This is a genomic window from Streptomyces sp. A0592, from assembly GCF_004795115.1.
Classification (GTDB): domain Bacteria; phylum Actinomycetota; class Actinomycetes; order Streptomycetales; family Streptomycetaceae; genus Streptomyces; species Streptomyces erythrochromogenes.
In genome coordinates, this window is sequence record NZ_SSBM01000003.1 from 64,612 (window position 1) to 82,337 (window position 17,726).

The 17,726-nt window shown below is 74.8% G+C and carries 15 protein-coding genes; 5 read left to right on the top strand and 10 right to left on the bottom strand.

Going from position 1 to position 17,726, the window contains the following annotated elements:
* Positions 1-34 precede the first annotated feature (34 nt).
* The gene (locus E6U81_RS05730; RefSeq protein ID WP_136229296.1) at positions 35-1,468 is read right to left on the bottom strand and encodes an ATP-grasp domain-containing protein; all 1,434 of its coding nucleotides are present in this window, start codon (positions 1,466-1,468) and stop codon (positions 35-37) included.
* A 150-nt stretch (positions 1,469-1,618) separates the two neighbouring features.
* Here E6U81_RS05730 and E6U81_RS41650 point away from each other — a divergent pair, with 150 nt between their 5' ends.
* Positions 1,619-3,256: a glycosyl hydrolase gene (locus E6U81_RS41650; RefSeq protein ID WP_136228998.1), complete on the top strand. Its 1,638-nt coding sequence runs from the start codon at positions 1,619-1,621 to the stop codon at positions 3,254-3,256.
* Positions 3,257-3,261: 5 nt separating this feature from the next.
* On the opposite strand, the gene E6U81_RS05740 is transcribed toward E6U81_RS41650, so the two are convergent.
* From E6U81_RS05740 to E6U81_RS05780, 9 genes are all read right to left on the bottom strand, one after another.
* A complete protein-coding gene (locus E6U81_RS05740; RefSeq protein ID WP_136228999.1) occupies positions 3,262-4,404 on the bottom strand; it encodes a GNAT family N-acetyltransferase in 1,143 nt (380 codons plus the stop codon).
* Complete coding sequence (locus E6U81_RS05745) at positions 4,401-5,177, bottom strand: lipopolysaccharide biosynthesis protein (protein WP_136229000.1); 777 nt, start codon at positions 5,175-5,177, stop codon at positions 4,401-4,403. Before E6U81_RS05745 ends, E6U81_RS05740 begins: the two co-directional genes overlap by 4 nt.
* 70 nt (positions 5,178-5,247) lie before the next feature.
* The gene (locus E6U81_RS05750) at positions 5,248-6,522 is read right to left on the bottom strand and encodes a glycosyltransferase (protein WP_240803699.1); all 1,275 of its coding nucleotides are present in this window, start codon (positions 6,520-6,522) and stop codon (positions 5,248-5,250) included.
* 5 nt (positions 6,523-6,527) lie between these two features.
* A complete protein-coding gene (locus E6U81_RS05755) occupies positions 6,528-7,304 on the bottom strand; it encodes a polysaccharide deacetylase family protein (protein WP_136229001.1) in 777 nt (258 codons plus the stop codon).
* Positions 7,294-9,252: a lipid II flippase MurJ gene (locus E6U81_RS05760; RefSeq protein WP_240803668.1), complete on the bottom strand. Its 1,959-nt coding sequence runs from the start codon at positions 9,250-9,252 to the stop codon at positions 7,294-7,296. Before E6U81_RS05760 ends, E6U81_RS05755 begins: the two co-directional genes overlap by 11 nt.
* A 308-nt stretch (positions 9,253-9,560) precedes the next feature.
* Positions 9,561-10,982, bottom strand: coding sequence for an O-antigen ligase family protein (locus E6U81_RS05765; protein ID WP_240803700.1), 1,422 nt, complete (start codon positions 10,980-10,982; stop codon positions 9,561-9,563).
* Between the two features lie 47 nt (positions 10,983-11,029).
* Positions 11,030-12,565, bottom strand: a complete 1,536-nt coding sequence (locus tag E6U81_RS05770) for a sugar transferase (RefSeq protein WP_206309852.1) — start codon at positions 12,563-12,565, stop codon at positions 11,030-11,032.
* A complete protein-coding gene (locus E6U81_RS05775) occupies positions 12,562-13,758 on the bottom strand; it encodes a glycosyltransferase (RefSeq protein ID WP_136229002.1) in 1,197 nt (398 codons plus the stop codon). Before E6U81_RS05775 ends, E6U81_RS05770 begins: the two co-directional genes overlap by 4 nt.
* A gap of 19 nt (positions 13,759-13,777) precedes the next feature.
* On the bottom strand, positions 13,778-14,869 hold the full coding sequence (locus E6U81_RS05780; RefSeq protein WP_136229003.1) for a DUF3344 domain-containing protein: 1,092 nt from the start codon (positions 14,867-14,869) through the stop codon (positions 13,778-13,780).
* A gap of 174 nt (positions 14,870-15,043) precedes the next feature.
* Between E6U81_RS05780 and E6U81_RS05785 the strand changes: the two genes are divergently transcribed.
* From E6U81_RS05785 to E6U81_RS41655, 4 genes are all read left to right on the top strand, one after another.
* Positions 15,044-15,295: a chaplin gene (locus tag E6U81_RS05785; protein WP_136229004.1), complete on the top strand. Its 252-nt coding sequence runs from the start codon at positions 15,044-15,046 to the stop codon at positions 15,293-15,295.
* Positions 15,296-15,413: 118 nt separating this feature from the next.
* Positions 15,414-15,824, top strand: a complete 411-nt coding sequence (locus E6U81_RS05790; RefSeq protein WP_030031071.1) for a rodlin — start codon at positions 15,414-15,416, stop codon at positions 15,822-15,824.
* Positions 15,825-16,062: 238 nt separating this feature from the next.
* Positions 16,063-16,296 carry a chaplin gene (locus tag E6U81_RS05795; protein WP_136229005.1) on the top strand — a complete coding sequence of 78 codons (234 nt, stop codon included), beginning with the start codon at positions 16,063-16,065 and terminating at the stop codon, positions 16,294-16,296.
* A gap of 120 nt (positions 16,297-16,416) precedes the next feature.
* Positions 16,417-17,601: a chaplin gene (locus E6U81_RS41655; protein WP_136229006.1), complete on the top strand. Its 1,185-nt coding sequence runs from the start codon at positions 16,417-16,419 to the stop codon at positions 17,599-17,601.
* Positions 17,602-17,726 lie beyond the last annotated feature (125 nt).

Here is a 17,726-nt window from a genome sequence, read left to right on the forward strand (position 1 = left end):
ACCTGCCCGGCCCCGACCGCCGGTCCGGACCCGGTCAACGGGTCACCAGTTCGTCCGGCTCGGCCGAGGCCTCCGGCGGGACGGGGCGGGAGACCGCCCCGGGAGTGGTCACGCCCGGCTGCTCCCGCCCGCGCTGCCGGGGCGTACGGACGACCGCGCGCGCGGTGCGGCGGCCCTGCGCCGGCACGCCCCGCAGGACCCGGACGCCCTTGGCCGCGCCGCGCCCCAGGAACGCCGCGAGCATGGCCAGGAACGGCCGGAGGTCGTCCGACGCGAACCAGGCCGCCTCGACCTGCGCCCGCTCGGCGACCTGCCCCCGCTCGGCGACCTGCCCCCGCTCCGCGGCCGGTCCCGGCTTCGGGGGCGCGGGGTCCGCCGCCCGGCTGCGGCGCGGCAGCGAACGGCCCCGGACCGCCGCCAGCAGCGCGTAGTTCTCCGCGACGAAGACGCGACCCGCGCCGCCCGAGGGCCGCGGGACCCGTTGGCCCGTCAGATCCAGGTACATCGCCTGCACCACGTCCAGTCCGGCCGTGTCCGTGAACAGCCTGAACTGTGCGCCCGGGCGGGGGTTGAAGTCCACCAGCCGGAAGACCCCGCGCTCGTCCCGGCGGAAGTCCAGGTCCAGGATCCCCTGGTAGCCGAGGCGTTCGGCGAGCCGCAGCGCCGCCTCCTCCACCGCCGGGTCCGGCAGCCACCGCCCCACCGCCGTCAGCCCCGTGCGCACCGGCCAGGACAGCTCCTTGCGGCCCGATCCGGCGAGCAGCGGATGCCCGCCGCGGGTGAAGGCGCCGTGGAAGAACCAGTCGGTGTCCGGACCTGCCGGAAGGAACCGCTGGAGCAGCAGCCGGCTCCCCGCCTCCGCGGAGCGCTCGTACAGCCGGCGCGCCTCGGCCGCGGTGTGCACGAGCGTGGTGCTGCGCAGCCCGTCCGCCTCGGAGGGGAGCAGCCAGGGACGGCTCCACTTGGCCACCACCGGCAGGCCCAACCGCCAGGCCGCCTCCGCCGCCTCGGCCCCGCTCGCCGGGACCACGGTCTCCGGATGCGGCACGTCCCACCGCGCGCACAGGCGCGACAGCTCGGCCTTGTCCGCCACCCGGGCGGGCAGGTTGTCGGGCTGATGGGGGATCCGGAATCGCTCGCGGAGCACTGGGGCGACCCGCGACACGGCGATGGCGCTCAGGTCGTCCATCGCGATGAGCACGGCCGGGCGGCCGATCAGCTCCGACACCCCGGTCAGGCACTCCAGCAGTGCCTCGGGCGCCTCCGGGTCCAGCCCGCCGACGGGCCCGGGATGCACAGCGCGCAGGTACCGCGAACGCCCCATGGGACCTCCCCCGGCCTCGACGACGGCATGGACCTCCACGCCCTTGCGGCCAAGGGATCTGACGGCGCCGAGGGTTCCGTGGTGGAACGGATTGCGGTCGAGTCTGAGCACAACGGCGGGCACATGGTTGGCGAACGCGTGCATGGCAACGGTGTCTTTCACCTAGTCGGACCAAGCGGGGGTGGTGTGCAGCTGCTAATGGCCTACGCGGCAGTCACCGAACAGGCCATTCGTCAGATCTGATGCCTAACGTCTTTGGCAAGCACACCGATTCAGGAAAGCTCGGGAGACGCCATGCCCACACCACGCCGCCGACTGGCGAGCACCTGCATCGGTACGGTCACGGCCGGACTGCTCGCCACCGGGGCCGCCCTCGCGACGCCGGACGAGCACCGGACCGAGGACTCCGGCGCCGCCATGGGCGCCTATCTCGACTACGGGCCCGACGGGGTGGCCCGTATCCCGCACCTCTCGCGCTGGCTCGGCGGGAGGCAGATCCGGGTCGGCCACACCTATCTCCCGGGCGACCAGTGGGCGGGCATCGAGGGCCGGGTCTCCTTCCTGGAGGACTGGGCGCGGTGGCGCCTGGCGGACGACGACCGGATGTTCGTCCTCAACGTGCCCATGCAGGCGCGCAACGAAGCACGGGTGCCCGACCAGCAGGTGGCCCGGCTGATCCGGGCGGGCGCGCAGGGCGAGTACGACGAGCACTTCCGCAGGCTCGCCGAGCGGCTGGTGTCGCTGGGCGTGCCGGACACCGTGATCGTGCTCGGCTGGGAGATGAACGGCATCACCTACACCCACCGCTGCCGCCCCGATCCGGCGAACTGGAAGCTGTACTGGCGGCGCATCGTCACCGTGATGCGCGCCGTGCCCGGCCAGAAGTTCAAGTTCGACTTCGCCCCGAACCGGGGTACGGACGCGATCGGATGGACGAAGTGCTACCCGGGCGACGACTACGTCGACATCATCGGGATGGACTCGTACGACCAGGGTCCCGGGGAGGACTTCGACGACCAGATCTCCCAGCCGTACGGGCTCCAGAAGCACGTCGACTTCGCACGGGCACGCCGCAAAGCGATCTCGTACCCGGAGTGGGGCCTGTTCCGGCGCGGCGACAACCCGGAGTACGTGCGGCGCATGCTGCAGTGGATCGCGCAGCACAAGCCGCTCTACCACACCATCACCGACTACTGTCCGCACGGCGTGTGGCAGTGCAAGCAGAACCCGGAGTCCGCGAAGGTGTTCCGGGACGCGCTGACGCCCGAGGTGCCCGGCCCTGTGGTCCCGACGCCGGTCGTGCCCACGCCCGTGGTGCCGACCCCCGTGGTGCCGACCCCGGTCGCGCCGAGTCCGGCCGTGCCCACGCCGCAGGTCCCGACGCCGGAAGTCCCGACCCCGCAGGTCCCCACCCCTCAGGTCCCGACGCCGGAAGTCCCGACCCCGCAGGTCCCCACCCCTCAGGTCCCGACGCCGGAAGTCCCGACCCCGCAGGTCCCCACGCCCCAGGTCCCGACCCCGCAGGTCACCGAGCCCGCGCCGGTGGAACCGAGTCCGGTCGTGCCGAGCCCGGCGGCGCCGAGCCCCGAGGTGCCGACTCCGGCGGCCCCGAGCCCGCTCGTGCCGACGCCCGTCGGCCCGAGCCCCGAGGTCCCCGAGCCCGTCACCCCCAGCCCCGAAGTGCCGAAGCCCTCGCCCGTGACTCCCTCGCCCGTGGCAACGGCGCCCGTCACGCCGGGCCCGGTCGTGCCGAAGCCCACGCCCACGCCCACTCCGACCCAGCCCCTGCCGCAGCCGCAGCAGCCGCCCCTCAACAGCAGGCAGTGGTGCGTACCGATCAACTTCGGCGGGTGGCTGTCCGAGCTCGTCGGCAAGCAGTCGGTCTGCATCAAGATCGACCTGGGCGACGACTTCGGCTTCTGGCCCTTCTAGACGGGTCATCGCACCCGCAGTTCGTTGAGCCGCGCCCGCCAGTCCCTGGCGGCCGGCAGCGCCTCGCGCAGCGCGTCGACCGCCCGCTCGCGCCCCGTCACCTGCGACTCGTGCAGCCGCAGCAGGGGCGCGAGCGCGCTCGTGGCCAGCAGGAAACGCTGGTTGACGACCGCCTGGGGACGCCAGTGGTTCTTGTACGGCTCGTTGCCCCGCAGGAAGCTCACCACCGGCCGGCCCTCCGCCAGCGCCCGCCGCGCCTCGTGGCGCAGCAGCAGCGTCGCCACGTCCACCTTGCGCGCCCGCAGGTCCGGGTCCGCCCCGTAGAGGTAGCCGCCGCTGAGTCCCGCCGACAGCAGGGTGACGTTGGCCGCCACCACCTTCCCGTCCAGCCGGAACTCCGTCAGCCTGCCCTCCCCCGCCCGCACCATCCGGCGGGTGGCCCGGGTGAGGTGCTCGGCGAAGCGGGGGCGCAGGTGCTCCGGGGTCACGCCGCGGCCGCGCCACTGCTTCTCGTGCAGCCGCAGCAGGTTCCGTACCGCGCGCGGCACTTCCTGTTCGGTGGCCTCGTGCTCCTCGATCCCGGCCGCGTCGGTCTTGCGCAGCTTCGCCCGGACCCGCTGGGCGCCGGAGGCCGGCATCCGCTTGACCAGGTCGTCGAACGGCAGGGTCGGCAGCTCCATGCACGTGGAGTCGGCCAGCCTGCTGCCGGTCCCGGGCCACTGCCTGAACAGCTCCTCGGCGGCGGCCCCGGGACGGACCTCCCGCAGGTCGACCACCGCACTGCGGGCGGCCCGGTGCAGACCGTGGGCCAGCGCCGGGACGACCTGGGCGGCGTGCTCCGCGGCCACGAGCACGTCGAAGTAGTCGGTGATCGGGCCGCCGAGGGGCACCAGCAGCGGAATCGGCCGGTGCACGAGCATCAGGGCGGCCGCGCCGACCAGTTCCCCGCCGCGCCGGACGAGGACGATCCGCAGCCGGCCGTCCTTCCCGTACGACAGCCACCAGGAGTGCAGCCAGGCGTGGCTCTGGAAGGGGGTGGCGGTGGGACAGGCGCGGACGAGCCGGTTCCACGGCTCTTCCAGCGCGGCGAACTGCCGGGGGTCTCGGCACAGCGTCACCGACAGGGCCCCGGCGGAGCCCGAACTCATCGCACGGACTCCTTCTCCTTGGCCGAGGCCGGCTCACCCTGGGCGGGGAGAGTGGCGTACTCCTCGGCGACGTGCTCCGCGACCGGCTCGGCCACCGGTCCGGCCGCGGGCGCGGCAATGCCCTCCTCGGGGCGTCGGGCGCGGCCGGGCCGGGCGAGCAGCCACAGGCCGCCCAGCAGCCCGCCGGCGCACAGCCCCACGGCACCGCTGATGGCGGCGGACGGGGAGGCGGGGTCGGTGGGGGCCACGGCTTGGTTGAAGAGGAGGAGCTGGACGCCGGTGTTCTTGGCGGCCTGGTTGCTGCTCAGCGAGAGGGCGTCGGCGACGGCGTTGGCGATGTCGGCGGCCTCGGCGGGGCTCTTGGAGGTGCCGGTGATGGCGATCATCGGAGACTCGGGCGAGGTCTCGGCCCGCACCTGCGTGCGCAGCTCCCGCGCGGTGATGCCCGCGCGGGGCTGCGCGTAGGCGAGGGTGGAACTGCTGGTGGCGATACGGGCGTAGGCCTGCGCGAAGCCGAGGGCGGTGGCGGGCTCGGTGGTGTCGTCGGGAACGGCGACGACATAGCTGGTGGCGGCGTACTCGGGGGCCTTGAGCACCCCGTACGCGCCGCCGGCGGCCAGCCCCAGCACGGCGCAGGCGGGCAGCGGCCACCACACGGGGGGCCGGCCGAGCCGCCGCCTGGGCCTCTTCCCGGAGCGGTGGTCGGCCTTGCGCTCCTGCTTCCTCTCGGGGTTCTCCGGCTTCTCTGACTTCTTCGCGGCGGTGTCGGCCATGGTCGTGCTCGCTTCCTGGAGGGAGGTGGGTTCCTTCGGGTCCCGGCCGGGACCCCTTCGGGGGTGGGGATCAGCCACGGGCGCCCGGCGTCTGCCGGGGGGAGCCGGGCCCGGGCACGGTCAGCCCCGCCGCCGGTCGCGCCGCGGGGTCCGGGGCCGGAGCCCCGGCCGGGTCCGCGCCCGGATCCGTGAGGGGGCCCGGCACCCGCGGTCCCGGCGCGGCCGAGAGGGCGAGGTCGTACACGTCCAGCAGCCGGCGCGCGCTGCCGGCGATGTCGTAGCGGCGCACGACGGGCGGCGGGGGCAGCCGGCGCGCACCCGCCTCCATGTGGCCGCGCAGCGCCGCGACGAGTTCCTCCGTGCCGGTGCCGATACGGCGCGCCCCCGGGGCCTCGGCGGCGGGCAGGTCGTCGATGGCCGGGCAGGTCACGTGCAGGACCGGAAGTCCGGCGGCCAGGGCCTCGACGACCGCGAGCCCGAAGGCCTCCTCCCGCGACGGCGAGACGAAGACGTCCATGGCGGCCAGCAGGGCCGGGATGCCCGGGGTGCGGCCGTCCGCGCTGTCCCCCAGCGGGTCCCGCTCGCCCAGCAGGTGGATCCGGCTCTGCGCGCCGAGCTCGGCGGCCAGCCAGCGCAGCCCCGCCCGCTCCGGGCCGTCACCGGCCAGCAGCAGGTGTGCGCCCGGCAGCGCGGCCACGGCCCGCACCAGCACGTCGAACCGCTTGCCCGGGACCAGCCGCCCGACCCCGCCGACCACGAAGGCCCGCTCGGGCAGTCCGGTGCGGGCCCGGGTGGCCCGGCGGACGCCCTCGTCGAAACGGAAGCGGACGGCCTCGATGCCGTTGGGCACGACGTGGACCCGCGCGGCCGGCACCCCCCAGCCCTCCAGCCGGGCGGCGACGGTGTCCGACACGGCCACCGTCGCCGCGCCGAGCCGCTCGCTGGCCAGGTACAGCGCGCGGACCCCGCCCGTGAGGGGCCGGCCCTCGATCTCGCCCTCGCCGAGGGAGTGCTCGGTGGCGACGGTCGCCCCGGTGCCCGCGAGGCGGGCCGCGAGGCGCCCGTACACGCAGGCCCGGTACAGGTGCGTGTGGACGAGGTCGTACTGGCCGCGCCGGATGAACCGCACGAGCCGGGGCAGCGCCCCCAGGTCCCGGTTGCCGCGCATCCCCAGGTGCACGACCCGTACGCCGTCGGCGCGCAGCCCCTCGGCCACCGGCCCGGGATTGGTCAGCGTCAGCACGTCGCACCGCATGGGCATGTGCCGCAGCAGCAGCCGCAGTTGCTGCTCGGCGCCGCCGACGCCGAGGCCGGTGATGATGTGCAGGGCCTTGACGGCCTCGATCTGCTTCACCGGTACACCGCCCGCCGCAGCTCCCCGACCCGGTGGCGCACCTGCTTGACCCGCAGCCGGGTGCCGCCGTCGGCCTGGCTGACGTGCGTGCGCGGCAGGGCGTGCGGGCCGGCGAGCCGCCCGGGGTCGATGGCGCAGGCGTAGCCGTAGCCGGCCGCCCGCGTCGCGTCGACGACCCGGGCGTCGAGGTGCCCGTACGGGTAGCAGAAGCCCTCGGGCAGGGTCCCGGTCAGCTCGCGCAACAGGTCGCGGCTGCCCCGCAGTTCCTGCTGGAGCACGTCGTCGGGGGTGGCGGTGAGGTCCTGGTGGAGGAGGCCGTGCGAGCCGATCTCCTGCCCGGCGGCGGCGACTTCGCGGATTCCCTCGGCGGTGAGCAGGGACTTGCGCGGTCCCAGCGGGTCCCACACGTTGTCCACGCCGAGCCGGCCGGGCAGCACGAAGAGGGTCGCGGTGCAGCCGTGGCGCTGGAGCAGCGGCAGCGCGTGGGTCAGGAAGTCGGTGTAGCCGTCGTCGAAGGTCAGGCCGACGAGCCCGGCTCCGCGTCCGGCCGCCCGGGCCCGCAGCAGTTCGCCGACCGACACCCCGCGCAGGCCCCGGGAGCGCAGCCACAGCAGCTGCGCGTCCAGGGCGAGGGGGGTGACGGTGATGCCGTACGGGTCCTCGGCGGGGTCGGTGAACTCGGCGACCGAGTGGTACATCAGGACCCACGGCGAGGCGGTCCGGCGGGCGGGGACCACCGCGGCGGCGGGCGCCGTGTCGGTGTCAGCGGGCATTGCGGAACCTCTGCGTGAACTGGGAGATCTGACCGGGCAGGGCGGTGACTTCGAGGGCGCGTATGGCCATGCCGGTGGCGCCGAACATGGCCGGGACGAGCAGGCAGCCGAGTGCGGCGCTGAGCAGCGGATCGGGGATCATCGGCCCGGCGATCCAGCCGGTGGCGCAGGCGGCGACGGCGGCCACCGCGAGCCGTCCGATGCTGACGGAGACCCGGCGGACGTGGATGGCGATGATCCGCGGGCCGAGGCCGGTGAGCAGCAGGGCGGCGGCGGTGGAGATGCCGGCGGCGTTGGCGGCGGCGATCCCGTAGGTGCCCCACCAGCGGACGGCGAAGGCTCCGGCCACGATGTTGACGAGCAGTCCGGCACCCATCGCGAGCGCCGGGAACCAGGTGGGCCGGGCGGTCGAGAAGAAGGGCCGGGACAGTGCCCCGACGAGGCAGTGGCCGAGCAGTCCGAGTCCGTAGACCCGCATGACGGAGGCGGTGGCGAGGGTGTCCTGGTGGGTGAAGGCGCCCCGTTCGAAGAGGACCTGGATGATCTGGGGGGCGTAGCCGATGACGAGCGCGGTGCCCATCAGGACGGCGAGCGAGGCCAGTGCCAGGTCCCGCTCCACCCGTCGGCGGGCCTTGTCCCGCTCGCCGCCGGCCATGGCCTGGGCGACGACGGGGAAGGTGACGGTGCAGATCATCAGCGACAGCACCATCGGCATCTGCGCGACCTTCTGCGCGTAGTTGAGGTGGGAGATCGCCCCGGACGGGAGCGAGGCGGCCAGGAACCGCTCGACGAGCACCTGTGACTGGCGGAAGACGGCGAACAGGATGACGGGGGCGATGACCCCGAAGGCGATGAGGGTGGGGCGGTCGCGGTCGCGCTGGCTGCGCGGGGCGGCGGCGCGTTTGGCCCGGGGCGGGCCGAATCCCACGTTCCTGATGAAGGCGGGGAGTTGGACGAGCGCCATCAGCAGTCCGCCGACGGCGACGCCCGCGGCGGCGGCCCGCACGCCCCAGAGGGTGTGGAGGGCCACCATCGTGCCGATGATGCCGATGTTGTACGAGACGTAGATCGCGGCGGGCGGCAGGAAGGAGCGGTGCGCGCGCAGGGCGGCGCTGAAGTAGCCGGCGACTCCGAAGGAAAGCACGGTCAGCGCGGTCAGCCGGGTGCACTCGACGGCCAGTGCGGGGTCGGGCAGGCCGGGCGCGAGCACGGCCACGACGGCCGGCGCGGCGACGACGAGGACGGCGGCGACGGCGGCCAGGAGCACGACGAGCCGCGGCAGGGTCGCCCCGACCAGCATCCTCACGGGGTCCTGCGCGCGGGCCTCCCTGCGGGTCAGCCCGGCCCGGCTGGCGGCCCGCCGGGCCAGGGCGTGGCTGAAGGCGGGGACCATCAGCAGCGCCATGGCGTCCTCGATCAGCAGCGTCGAGGCCATCTCCGGGACGGTCCAGGCGATGAGGAAGGCGTCGCTGTCGTGCCCGGCGCCGAAGAGGTGCGCGATGGTCTGGTCGCGCACCAGCCCGAACAGGGCCCCGGCGGCGGTGAGCCCGGCGGTCACGGCGGCGGCCTTGGCCAGGAACCGCCCGAGCGGAGCGCCCGCCGCGGGCTCGGCCGGCCTGCTCCCGCCCGGTCCGGCGGGCTCGCCGGGCTCGCCGCGGCGGCGGGCACGCCGGAACCGGCTTCCGTCGGGGGTGGCGGACACGGCGGACTCCTGCCCGCGACGCTCGCCGTCGAACCGGCTCCCGTCGGGGGCGGACCGTACGGATGCCGCGACGCGGCGCCGGGCGGCCCCGGGCCGCACCCCGCCGGGCGCGGCGGCCGCATCCCCGCGCCGCACCCCGCCGACGGCGGACACGGCGGGCGCGGCGGCCTCGGAGCCCGGCCGGCCGCCGGCCGATGGCGGGGCTCCGGGCGCGTCGGCGGCGCCGCTCGCGACACGCGCCGCCACCCGCACGCCGCGATCGGCCGGGGCCCCGCCCGGAAATCCCGCGGAGCCGAACCGCGGTTCCCGCACGGCGGGCCCGCCGCCCGGCAGACCCCCGGCGACGAATCCCGGGTCCGCCGGTACCGGCGCCGCCGGGTGGGGTGTCGCCCGGTGGCCGTCGTGGCCCGGCCGACCGGGGGCCGCCGGGCCCGGACCACCGCCGCGCGCCTCGGCCGCGGACGCATTCGCTGCGTACCCTGCGGAACCCGGGACGCGGGTGGGGCCCGCCCCGGCCTGAGGGCCGGGGGCGGGCCGCCAGGGCGTGGTGCCCGTCACCGGCCGCTCGAACTCTCGGGGACCGGGCCCCGTGTCCCGATGCCCGCGCCGATGCCGGTGCCGGTGCTTCCGGACGCCCTCCCCCGGACAGCCGCCGGGCCGGAAACGGTGCCCGAGGCGACGCCACGCCCGCGCAGCGGATCCGCACCACCCGGGGAGGGAAGCGCCCACCAGGCCGCCAGGCCGACGATCACGCCGGTCAGGACGGTGGACGGGCCGCCGATGTCCGCGTAGAGGAAGTCGGTCAGCTGCCAGACGAACAGCCCGGTCGCGACCAGCCCGCAGTCCCGCATGCGCGCCCCCGCGCCGGAGGCGAGCCGCCGCAGTCCGGCGACCAGCAGGGCCGCCCAGCCGCCCGCCAGCGCGACCAGCCCGATCAGTCCCTGCTCGCTCAGGATCAGCAGGTACATGTTGTGCGGGGAGAGCAGCGGCTGGCGGATGTACGCCTGGCCCGCGCCGGCGGTGTCGCTGCCGGAGGAGAGCCCGAGCGAGGAGTGGCCGTCGCGGTGGGCGGGAAAGCCCTTGAGTCCCACGCCCGCCGCCGGCCGCTCGCGCCACATCGACTCGGCGGCGGCCCACATCGTGTAGCGGTCGGTCACCGACTGGTCGGGGGCACTGGAGACCTGGGTGATGGAGTTCAGCCGCTCGGCGACCATCTCGGAGCCGACGCCGAGCCCGCCCACCAGGACCACCCCGGCCGCGGCCAGCGCGGCGAGCACCGTGAGCGCCCGCCGGATCCCGGCCAGCGCCATCACCAGCAGGGCCGCGCCGAGGGTGGCGATCCAGGCGCCGCGGCTGAAGGAGAGGACCAGCGGCAGGACGAGCACCAGCGCGCAGCCCGCGGCGATGCGGCGCAGGCGCGTCGGCAGTCCGGGGGCGAGCGCGGCCGCGGTCGCGACGATCAGCCCGTAGGCGACGACCGTGGCCATGCCCATCACGTCGCCGGGGCCGAAGGTGCCCACGGCCCGGATGTCCTCGCCCTGGTAGGAGGCGCCGGTGTGGGTCGCGTACTGCACGACCCCGACCGCGCCCTGCACCAGCGCCAGGACCACGAAGCAGCCGGCCGCGATCCGGAACTCCCGCGCGTCGCGCACCAGCAGCACCACGGCCGCCGGGACCAGCACGAAGACCTGGAGGTAGCGGACGAAGCCCGGCAGGGCCGCGTACGGGTCCCCCGCGGTCACCGTCGCGACCGCGAGGCCGACGGCCGGCGCGCCGAGGACGAGGACGCCGAGTGGGGTCAGCGCCCGCACCCGGCCGCGCAGCGCCTGCACGGCGCAGACGAGGACCAGCAGCAGCGAGGCGGCGTCGGCCGGGCCCACCTTGCCGGATGCGGTCGCGTCCCCGGCCGGCAGCGGGGCGAGCAGGAACAGCACGGTCGCGGCGAGCGGCAGCAGCGGCCAGTGCCGGCGCAGCATGCCCGCCGCGTCCGGCCGGGCCCAGTGTCCGGGGGCGGCGAGGCTCATCAGCTGCCCCCCAGCCGGAAGCGGAAGAAGGAGGCCGCGGTGCGGGCGAGGATCCACAGGTCCTGCCACAGCGACCAGGTGTCGATGTAGTGGTTGTCGAAACGGGCCCGGTCCTCGATGGAGGTGTCCCCGCGCAGGCCGTTGATCTGGGCGAGGCCGGTGATCCCGACGGGCATCCGGTGGCGGGCCTCGTAGCCGGGGTGCACGGTGGAGAACTTCGCGACGAAGAAGGGCCGTTCGGGGCGGGGCCCGACCAGGCTCATGTCGCCCCGTACGACGTTCCACAGCTGGGGCAGCTCATCGAGGGAGGACTTGCGCAGGAAGGAGCCGACCGGGCTCATGCCGCGGTCGCCCGCGACCGTCCAGCGGGTGGCGGCCTCGTGCGCGTCGGCACGCAGCGTACGGAACTTCAGGAGGGTGAAGGGGCGCCCGTACAGGCCGACCCGCTCCTGACGGAAGATCACCCCGGGCCCGTCCCAGAGGCGTACGGCCGCCGCGCAGAGCAGCATCACGGGCGCGGCGCCCACCAGGGCGACCAGGGCGAGCACGGAGTCGATGGCGCGCTTGGCCCAGCGCTCCAGCGGCCGGGCGGGGCGCGGCAGCAGCGGCTGAACGGCGTACCCCCACAGCTGGTCGGCGGGGTGGGCCGACCGCATGCCGGTGACCTTGGCGGTGCCGGCCGGGTCCGCGAGCCACAGCCGGCAGCCGTGGTCGTGGAAGAGCCTGACCAGGGAGGCGGTGCGCTCGTCGGCCTCGGGCGGACGGGTGAACACCGCGTGCCGGACGGTGTTCTGGATGACCGCGCGCCGGATGTCCTCGTGGGTGGACAGGAGCGGGAGGGTCCCGGTGTCCCCGTCTCCGGGGGCCGCGGTGTCTGCGAGTCCGACCGGGCGCAGGCCGAACTCGGGGCGGCCGTGCAGGGCGGCGGCCACCGCGCTCGCCCCGGCGCCGGGTCCGACCACGAGGGCGGAGGCGGGCCGGCGTACGGCGGCGCGGCGGTGCAGCTGGTTGACGACGCCGCGGCCCGCGCAGACCAGTACGGCCTGCAGGCACACGGCGGTGAGCAGCGCGGTCCAGCCCATGGCGCGCCCGGGATCGAAGGCGGCCGCGACGGCGGCGGCCGCGCACCACAGGACGGCGGAGCGCCCCACCAGGGCGGGCAGTTCGAGGAGGGCGGAGGGGGCGAGGCGCGGCCGGTACAGGCCCGCCTGCGCGTGCAGGGCGACGAGCAGGGCGGGCAGCGCGGCGGCTGCCGGCGCCGCCGCCAGGACGGGCAGCGCCGGTCCGGGCAGGGTGGCCGCGGTGAGTACGGCGGCCAGGGCGTCGGCGGTGAGCAGGGGGAGCACCCGGCTGCGGCGGCGGACGCGCTGCGGGCGTACGGCGGACCGGGCCCGGTCGACCCGGGGTCCGCGCGGCGGGTGGATGGCGGTCGCGGAACGGCGGGCTGCTGCGTGGGGCGCGGGCGCGAAGGCGCTGCCGCCGGGCCCTGTGCCGCCCTGCCCGGAGTGCCGGGCGGGTGCGCTGTCCATCGTCATCGGCTGATGCGCTCCTGGTTCAAGGGCCGGGGCCTGCCCAGCAGTTCGTGGTACAGGCCGCTGACCGCGTCCGTGGTCCGCCGCACGTCGAAGTCGGTCCGGGCGTGCTGCCGGGCCTGCTCCCCCAGTTCGGCGAGGAGCCGCGGCTCGGCGAGCAGCCGTCCCAGGGCCTTGGCCAGTGCCGTCGGGTCCTCCGGCGGCACCAGGCACAGGCGTCCCTGGCCGGGCGGCAGGCTCTCCCGGGCACCGCTGACGTCGGAGACCAGGACCGGCCGACCGCAGGCCATGGCTTCGAGCGGGGCGAGCGCCATGCCTTCCCACCGCGACGGCAGTACAACGAGATCGGCGGCCCGAAGCCACGGTCGGATGTCGGCTGCGGCGCCCGCGAAGTGCACGGCGGTGCCGGACAGCGCCGCGGTGCGCCGCAGCCGTTCGGTGTCGGGTCCGTCGCCGACGAGGGCGAGGCGGGCCGTGGGGACGGTCGCGAGCACCTCGGGCCAGGCCTCCAGCAGGAGGTCCTGGCCCTTCTGGGCGCAGATCCGGCCGACGCAGACGGCGAGCGGCCCGTCGGCCGGGAAGGAGGGCGGCAGCGGCAGTGCGGCGCGGGACTCGGCCCGGTCCTGGCCGGGGTCCGGTGCGCCGGGCCGGAAGTGGTCGAGGTCCACGCCGTTGCGGATCACCGTCCAGTGGGCGGTGATGCCCTCGCTCTCGCCCGCGCGGCGTTCGGCCTCGCTGACGCAGAGCACCCGGTCGGCCCAGCGGGCGCCGTACCTCTCCCAGCGCAGGGCGAGCGCGGCGGTGGCTCCGCCGACGGCGTCGAAGGACCAGGCGTGGGGCTGGAAGACGGTGGGCAGTGTTCCGCGTGCGGCGAGCCGTCCGGCCAGTCCGGCCTTGGCGCTGTGTGCGTGCAGCAGGTCGGGCCGGACCCGGCGCAGCAGCCTGCGGGCGCCGGCCACTTCGGCGGGCAGCCCCGGGCCGGGGGAACGGCCGGCCCGCCAGGTGAACACCTCGGCCCCGGCGGACCGGGCCGCGTCGCCGAGCGTGCCGCCGGGCGGGCAGCCGACGACGGCGCGGATGCCCTGCGCGGTCTGGGCGCGGACGAGGTCGGTGACGACCCTGGCCACACCGCCGTCGACGGGCTGTACGAGGTGGAGGACGGTCGTGGGCTGTGCCGCCCGGGAGTGCGTGGGCACGTGGAGTGGTCTCCTGCGTTCAGCGGCGCGCGTCTGTCTGAACGAAGAGCACACCGAGGAAATAACCCTGACTTTCACCCGTGAACCTGAAGTTCAGGCTGCGGGCACCACCGGACAGGGCGGGACTCAGGTCGAACACGTCCGCGTCATATCCGAGATTATTCATATGATCTGGCTGTCGCACGAAAGATTGGCCGCCGAATTCCGTGATCGTGGAATTCATGACGTCGTTGAAAGGGTTCTCGCCGTCACTGAGGCTCACCCGGCGGCCGCTGTCGGCCGTCACGGTGAGTGAGTCCCCGAGGGTGCCCCGGTCGCCGTCGTACGCGACCACGCCGGCCCGGCCCGCCGAGCCCGCGGGCGCGTCCACTCCCTCGATCTCGACCGTTCCGTCGCCGGCCCGGGCGGCGAGCGACTCGAAGCCGTCCCACAGGGAGATCCGGCGCAGCGGCTCCTGCGGGTGCTCGTAGGCGACGACGAGCGTCCAGCCGCCCCAGGCGCCGACCTCGGAATGGCCCATGGCGATGTTCAGCTGGGAGACCGTCCACATCCCGGCGCCGCCCTTGCGCACCAGCGGGGTCACGTCCGCGGAGGCCTGGTAGGCGTCGCTGCCCGCGTCCGTGCGGTGGCCCATCACCGTGTCGGCGAGGACCTCCTTGTACGCCCCGCCCGGCTCGGCGACCAGCACCCGGCCGTTGTCCTGCGGCGGCTTCTGCTCGCCCACCCGCAGGTTCCCGCCCCAGTAGAGCCGGGCGTACGAGACCTTCGCGCCCTGGGGGACCTTGAGCTCGGCCCGGGTGGAGTTGTAGGTGTCCGGGTCCTTGTCGACCTCGCTGTAGAACATCTCGAACTCGCTGTTGACCCCGGCCGCGCCCCGCTTGACCTCGGCGCACGGCTCCGCCTGCGGGGACTCCTCCTTGCGGCAGCTGATGCCCGAGTTGGAGGCGCGGACCAGCCCGCCGTGCTGCACGGCCTGGTAACGCTGGGTGAACGGGACTCGGGGCAGCTCCTTGGGCGCGGGCGCCGCTGCGGCCGCCGCGGGAGCGTTCACGGAAAGTGCGAGGCAGGACAGCACGCCGAGTGCGCCGAGGATTCTGCCGGAGGAACCCATGACCCTGTCTCCATTTTCGATCAAGGGGACAAAACAGGAGTGAACTTTGTCAGAAATCGGGCTGGAAATCACGTCGGACTCGCTCGTACGGCCTTTTGGGCGATAGCACGCACCCTCGCAACGGGCGGGTCGTTATGAGGAGCACCATTGTTCGAACCGAAAGGAAATACGCAGATGAAGAAGAGGCTGGTGCGCGGCACCACCATCGCCGCCGCGGGTGTCGCCGTGCTGATGGGCGGCGCGGGCCTCGCCTCCGCACACGGCGGCGGCGCCACGGCCGAGGGGCTCGCCGCCGGCTCCCCCGGTGTGGCGAGCGGCAACCTGGGCCAGATCCCGGTCCACGTACCCGTGAACGTCTGCGCCCTGACCGTGAACGTGGTCGGCGCACTGAACCCCGCGTTCGGCAACACCTGTGTGAACGCCTGAGCGTCAATCGCGCCGCCCGAAACGGCTGCATCCGGGTGAAGCCTCGCAACCCGCGCCGGGTCGCGGCCGTTGATCCGGGTGCTCCACTACCGGGCAATCCTGCAAAAAAGGGACGACAATGATCAAGAAGATGATGGCCTCGGCCGCGGTTGCCGCCTCGGTCGTGGGCATGGGTGCCGCGATGGCCCCGCAGGCGATGGCGGTCGGCAACGACAACGGCATCAACACCGTCAACGGCAACAACTCCGCGCAGATCTACGGCAACCAGGCCACCTACGGCAACATGAGCCCGCAGATGGCGCTCATCCAGGGCTCCTTCAACAAGCCCTGCATCGCGCTCCCCGCGAAGGCCAACGTCCAGTCCGTGCTGGCCCTGGTCAACGTCGGCGTCCAGGACATCCCGGTCCTGTCCAGCCCGCAGAACCAGCAGTGCACCGAGAACTCCACCCAGGCCAAGGGCGACGAGGCTCTCTCGCACATCCTCAGCAACATCCCGGTCCTCTCCGGCAACGCTTCGGCCGGCAGCTGACCGCACCCCGCGCCTGCGAGGCCGTCGCACCTTCGGGTCGCGGCGGCCTCGCCGCATGTCGGGCGGATCCCCACCCCGGAATTGGCGGCGCAAATCACCGTCCGATCTCCGTCCGAATTCTCCCGGGCATCGGGGTGAATTTCCGGGCGATCGCCGAAAATGCGCGGTTTCTTTTCCCTCGTCTGCTCGTTGTCAATTCTGCAGCGGATACGCCTCTGCGGGAAGGATCGAAAAGAAAATGACGTACAAGAAGGCAGTGGTGCTGGCCGCCGGCGCTCTGATGGCCGCCGGTGCCGCCTCCCCCGCCATGGCCGACTCGGTCGCCGGCGGCACGGCCGCGGGCTCCCCGGGCGTCGCGTCCGGCAATGTCGCCCAGATCCCGGTCAACATCCCGGTCAACGTCTGCGGCAACAGCGTCAACATCGTCGGGCTGCTGAACCCCGCGTTCGGCAACACCTGCGTCAACGCCTGACGCAGCGCGTGCGCCCGCAAGGGCAGACCTCCTCGCAGGTGGCCTCGGAGTGCACGGCGGTGCACTCCGAGGCCACCTTCGATTCACCACCGGCGCCTGCCGGTAGACAGGGAAGGACCCATGCGACAGGTACTGAGCCGACAGGTACTGGGCAAGGGCATGCTCACGGCGGCAGCCGCGTCGAGCCTGTTGTCGATCGCGACCGGGGCGGCCTACGCGCACACCGGTGCCACGGCCGAGGCCTCGCATTCGCCGGGGGTGCTGGCCGGCAACAGCGTCTCGGTACCCATCACGTTCTCCCCGAACGTGTGCGGCAACAGCGTGGACGGCGGTGCGGCCCTCAACCCCGCGATGGGGAACACCTGCGTCACCGGCGGCGGATCGCACACCGGCGCGGGCCACGACTACGAGCGCTACCTGAGCCCCGAGCAGGCCGAGGCCTTCGAGCGCTACCTCGACGAGCGCGCCGGCCGCCACGCGGTCCCCGAGCAGCGTCAGGAGTCGCGCCCGTACGAGGTGCCGCGGCAGCAGGTGGCACGGCCGGAGCAGGCACGGGAGGAGCAGGCACGGCCGGAGGCCCCTAGGAAGCAGGGCCCCCGCCACGCCAAGCCGCGCCACGAGGAGCCGCGCCACGAGGGCGGCTACGGCGGTCCCGGCGGACAGGAGAACCGGGAGGAGGAGTGCGACGACCACCCCGCACCGCCTCCGCCGGCGCACCACGCCCCGCCCGCACCCGAGCACCCGCACCCGAAGCCGGAGCCGGTGGAGTACCACCCGGCCCCACTGCCCGTCCCGGAACCGGTCCAGGAGGCTCCGGCCCCGCCCGCCGAGCAGCCCGTACCGCTCCCGGCGCCCGCCCCGCAGCCCCCGGCCGAGGAGGCCCCGAAGCCGCTGCCCGCCCCGCAGGCGCCGGCCGAGGAAGCCCCGCACACGCTGCCCGCCCCGGCGCCGGGCCCGGCGCCCGTGGCCGAGGAGGAGGCGCCGCCCGCGCCGCCGCGCGGCAGCCACCCCGTGGTGCGCCCGGCCCCGGCACCCGGCCCCGAGGCGGCGCCGCCGGCGGACCAGCCGCCGGCCGCCCCCGCCGGGGACACCCCCGTCCACGTACCGCCGGCACCCGCCCCCGCACCGGCGCCCGAGCCCGCGCCCTGGGACGCGCCCGCACCGGTTCCGGCTCCGGCCCCCGCCCAGGCGGATGCGCCCCAGCTGGCCGAGACCGGCGCGGGTCAGCCCGCGGCCGCGGCGGCCCTCGCCTCGGCGCTGATCCTGGGCGGCGCCATTCTGTACCGCCGCTCGCGCATCGCCTGACCGGCAATACCGGTAATCGGAAGAAATGCCGGCCGGAGAATCCCTCGTCGGATTCTCCGGCCGCTGTCATGTACCCGCGCTTTCGCGTTTCCAGGGCGCCCGGGAATCGTTACGCATGGTGAAAG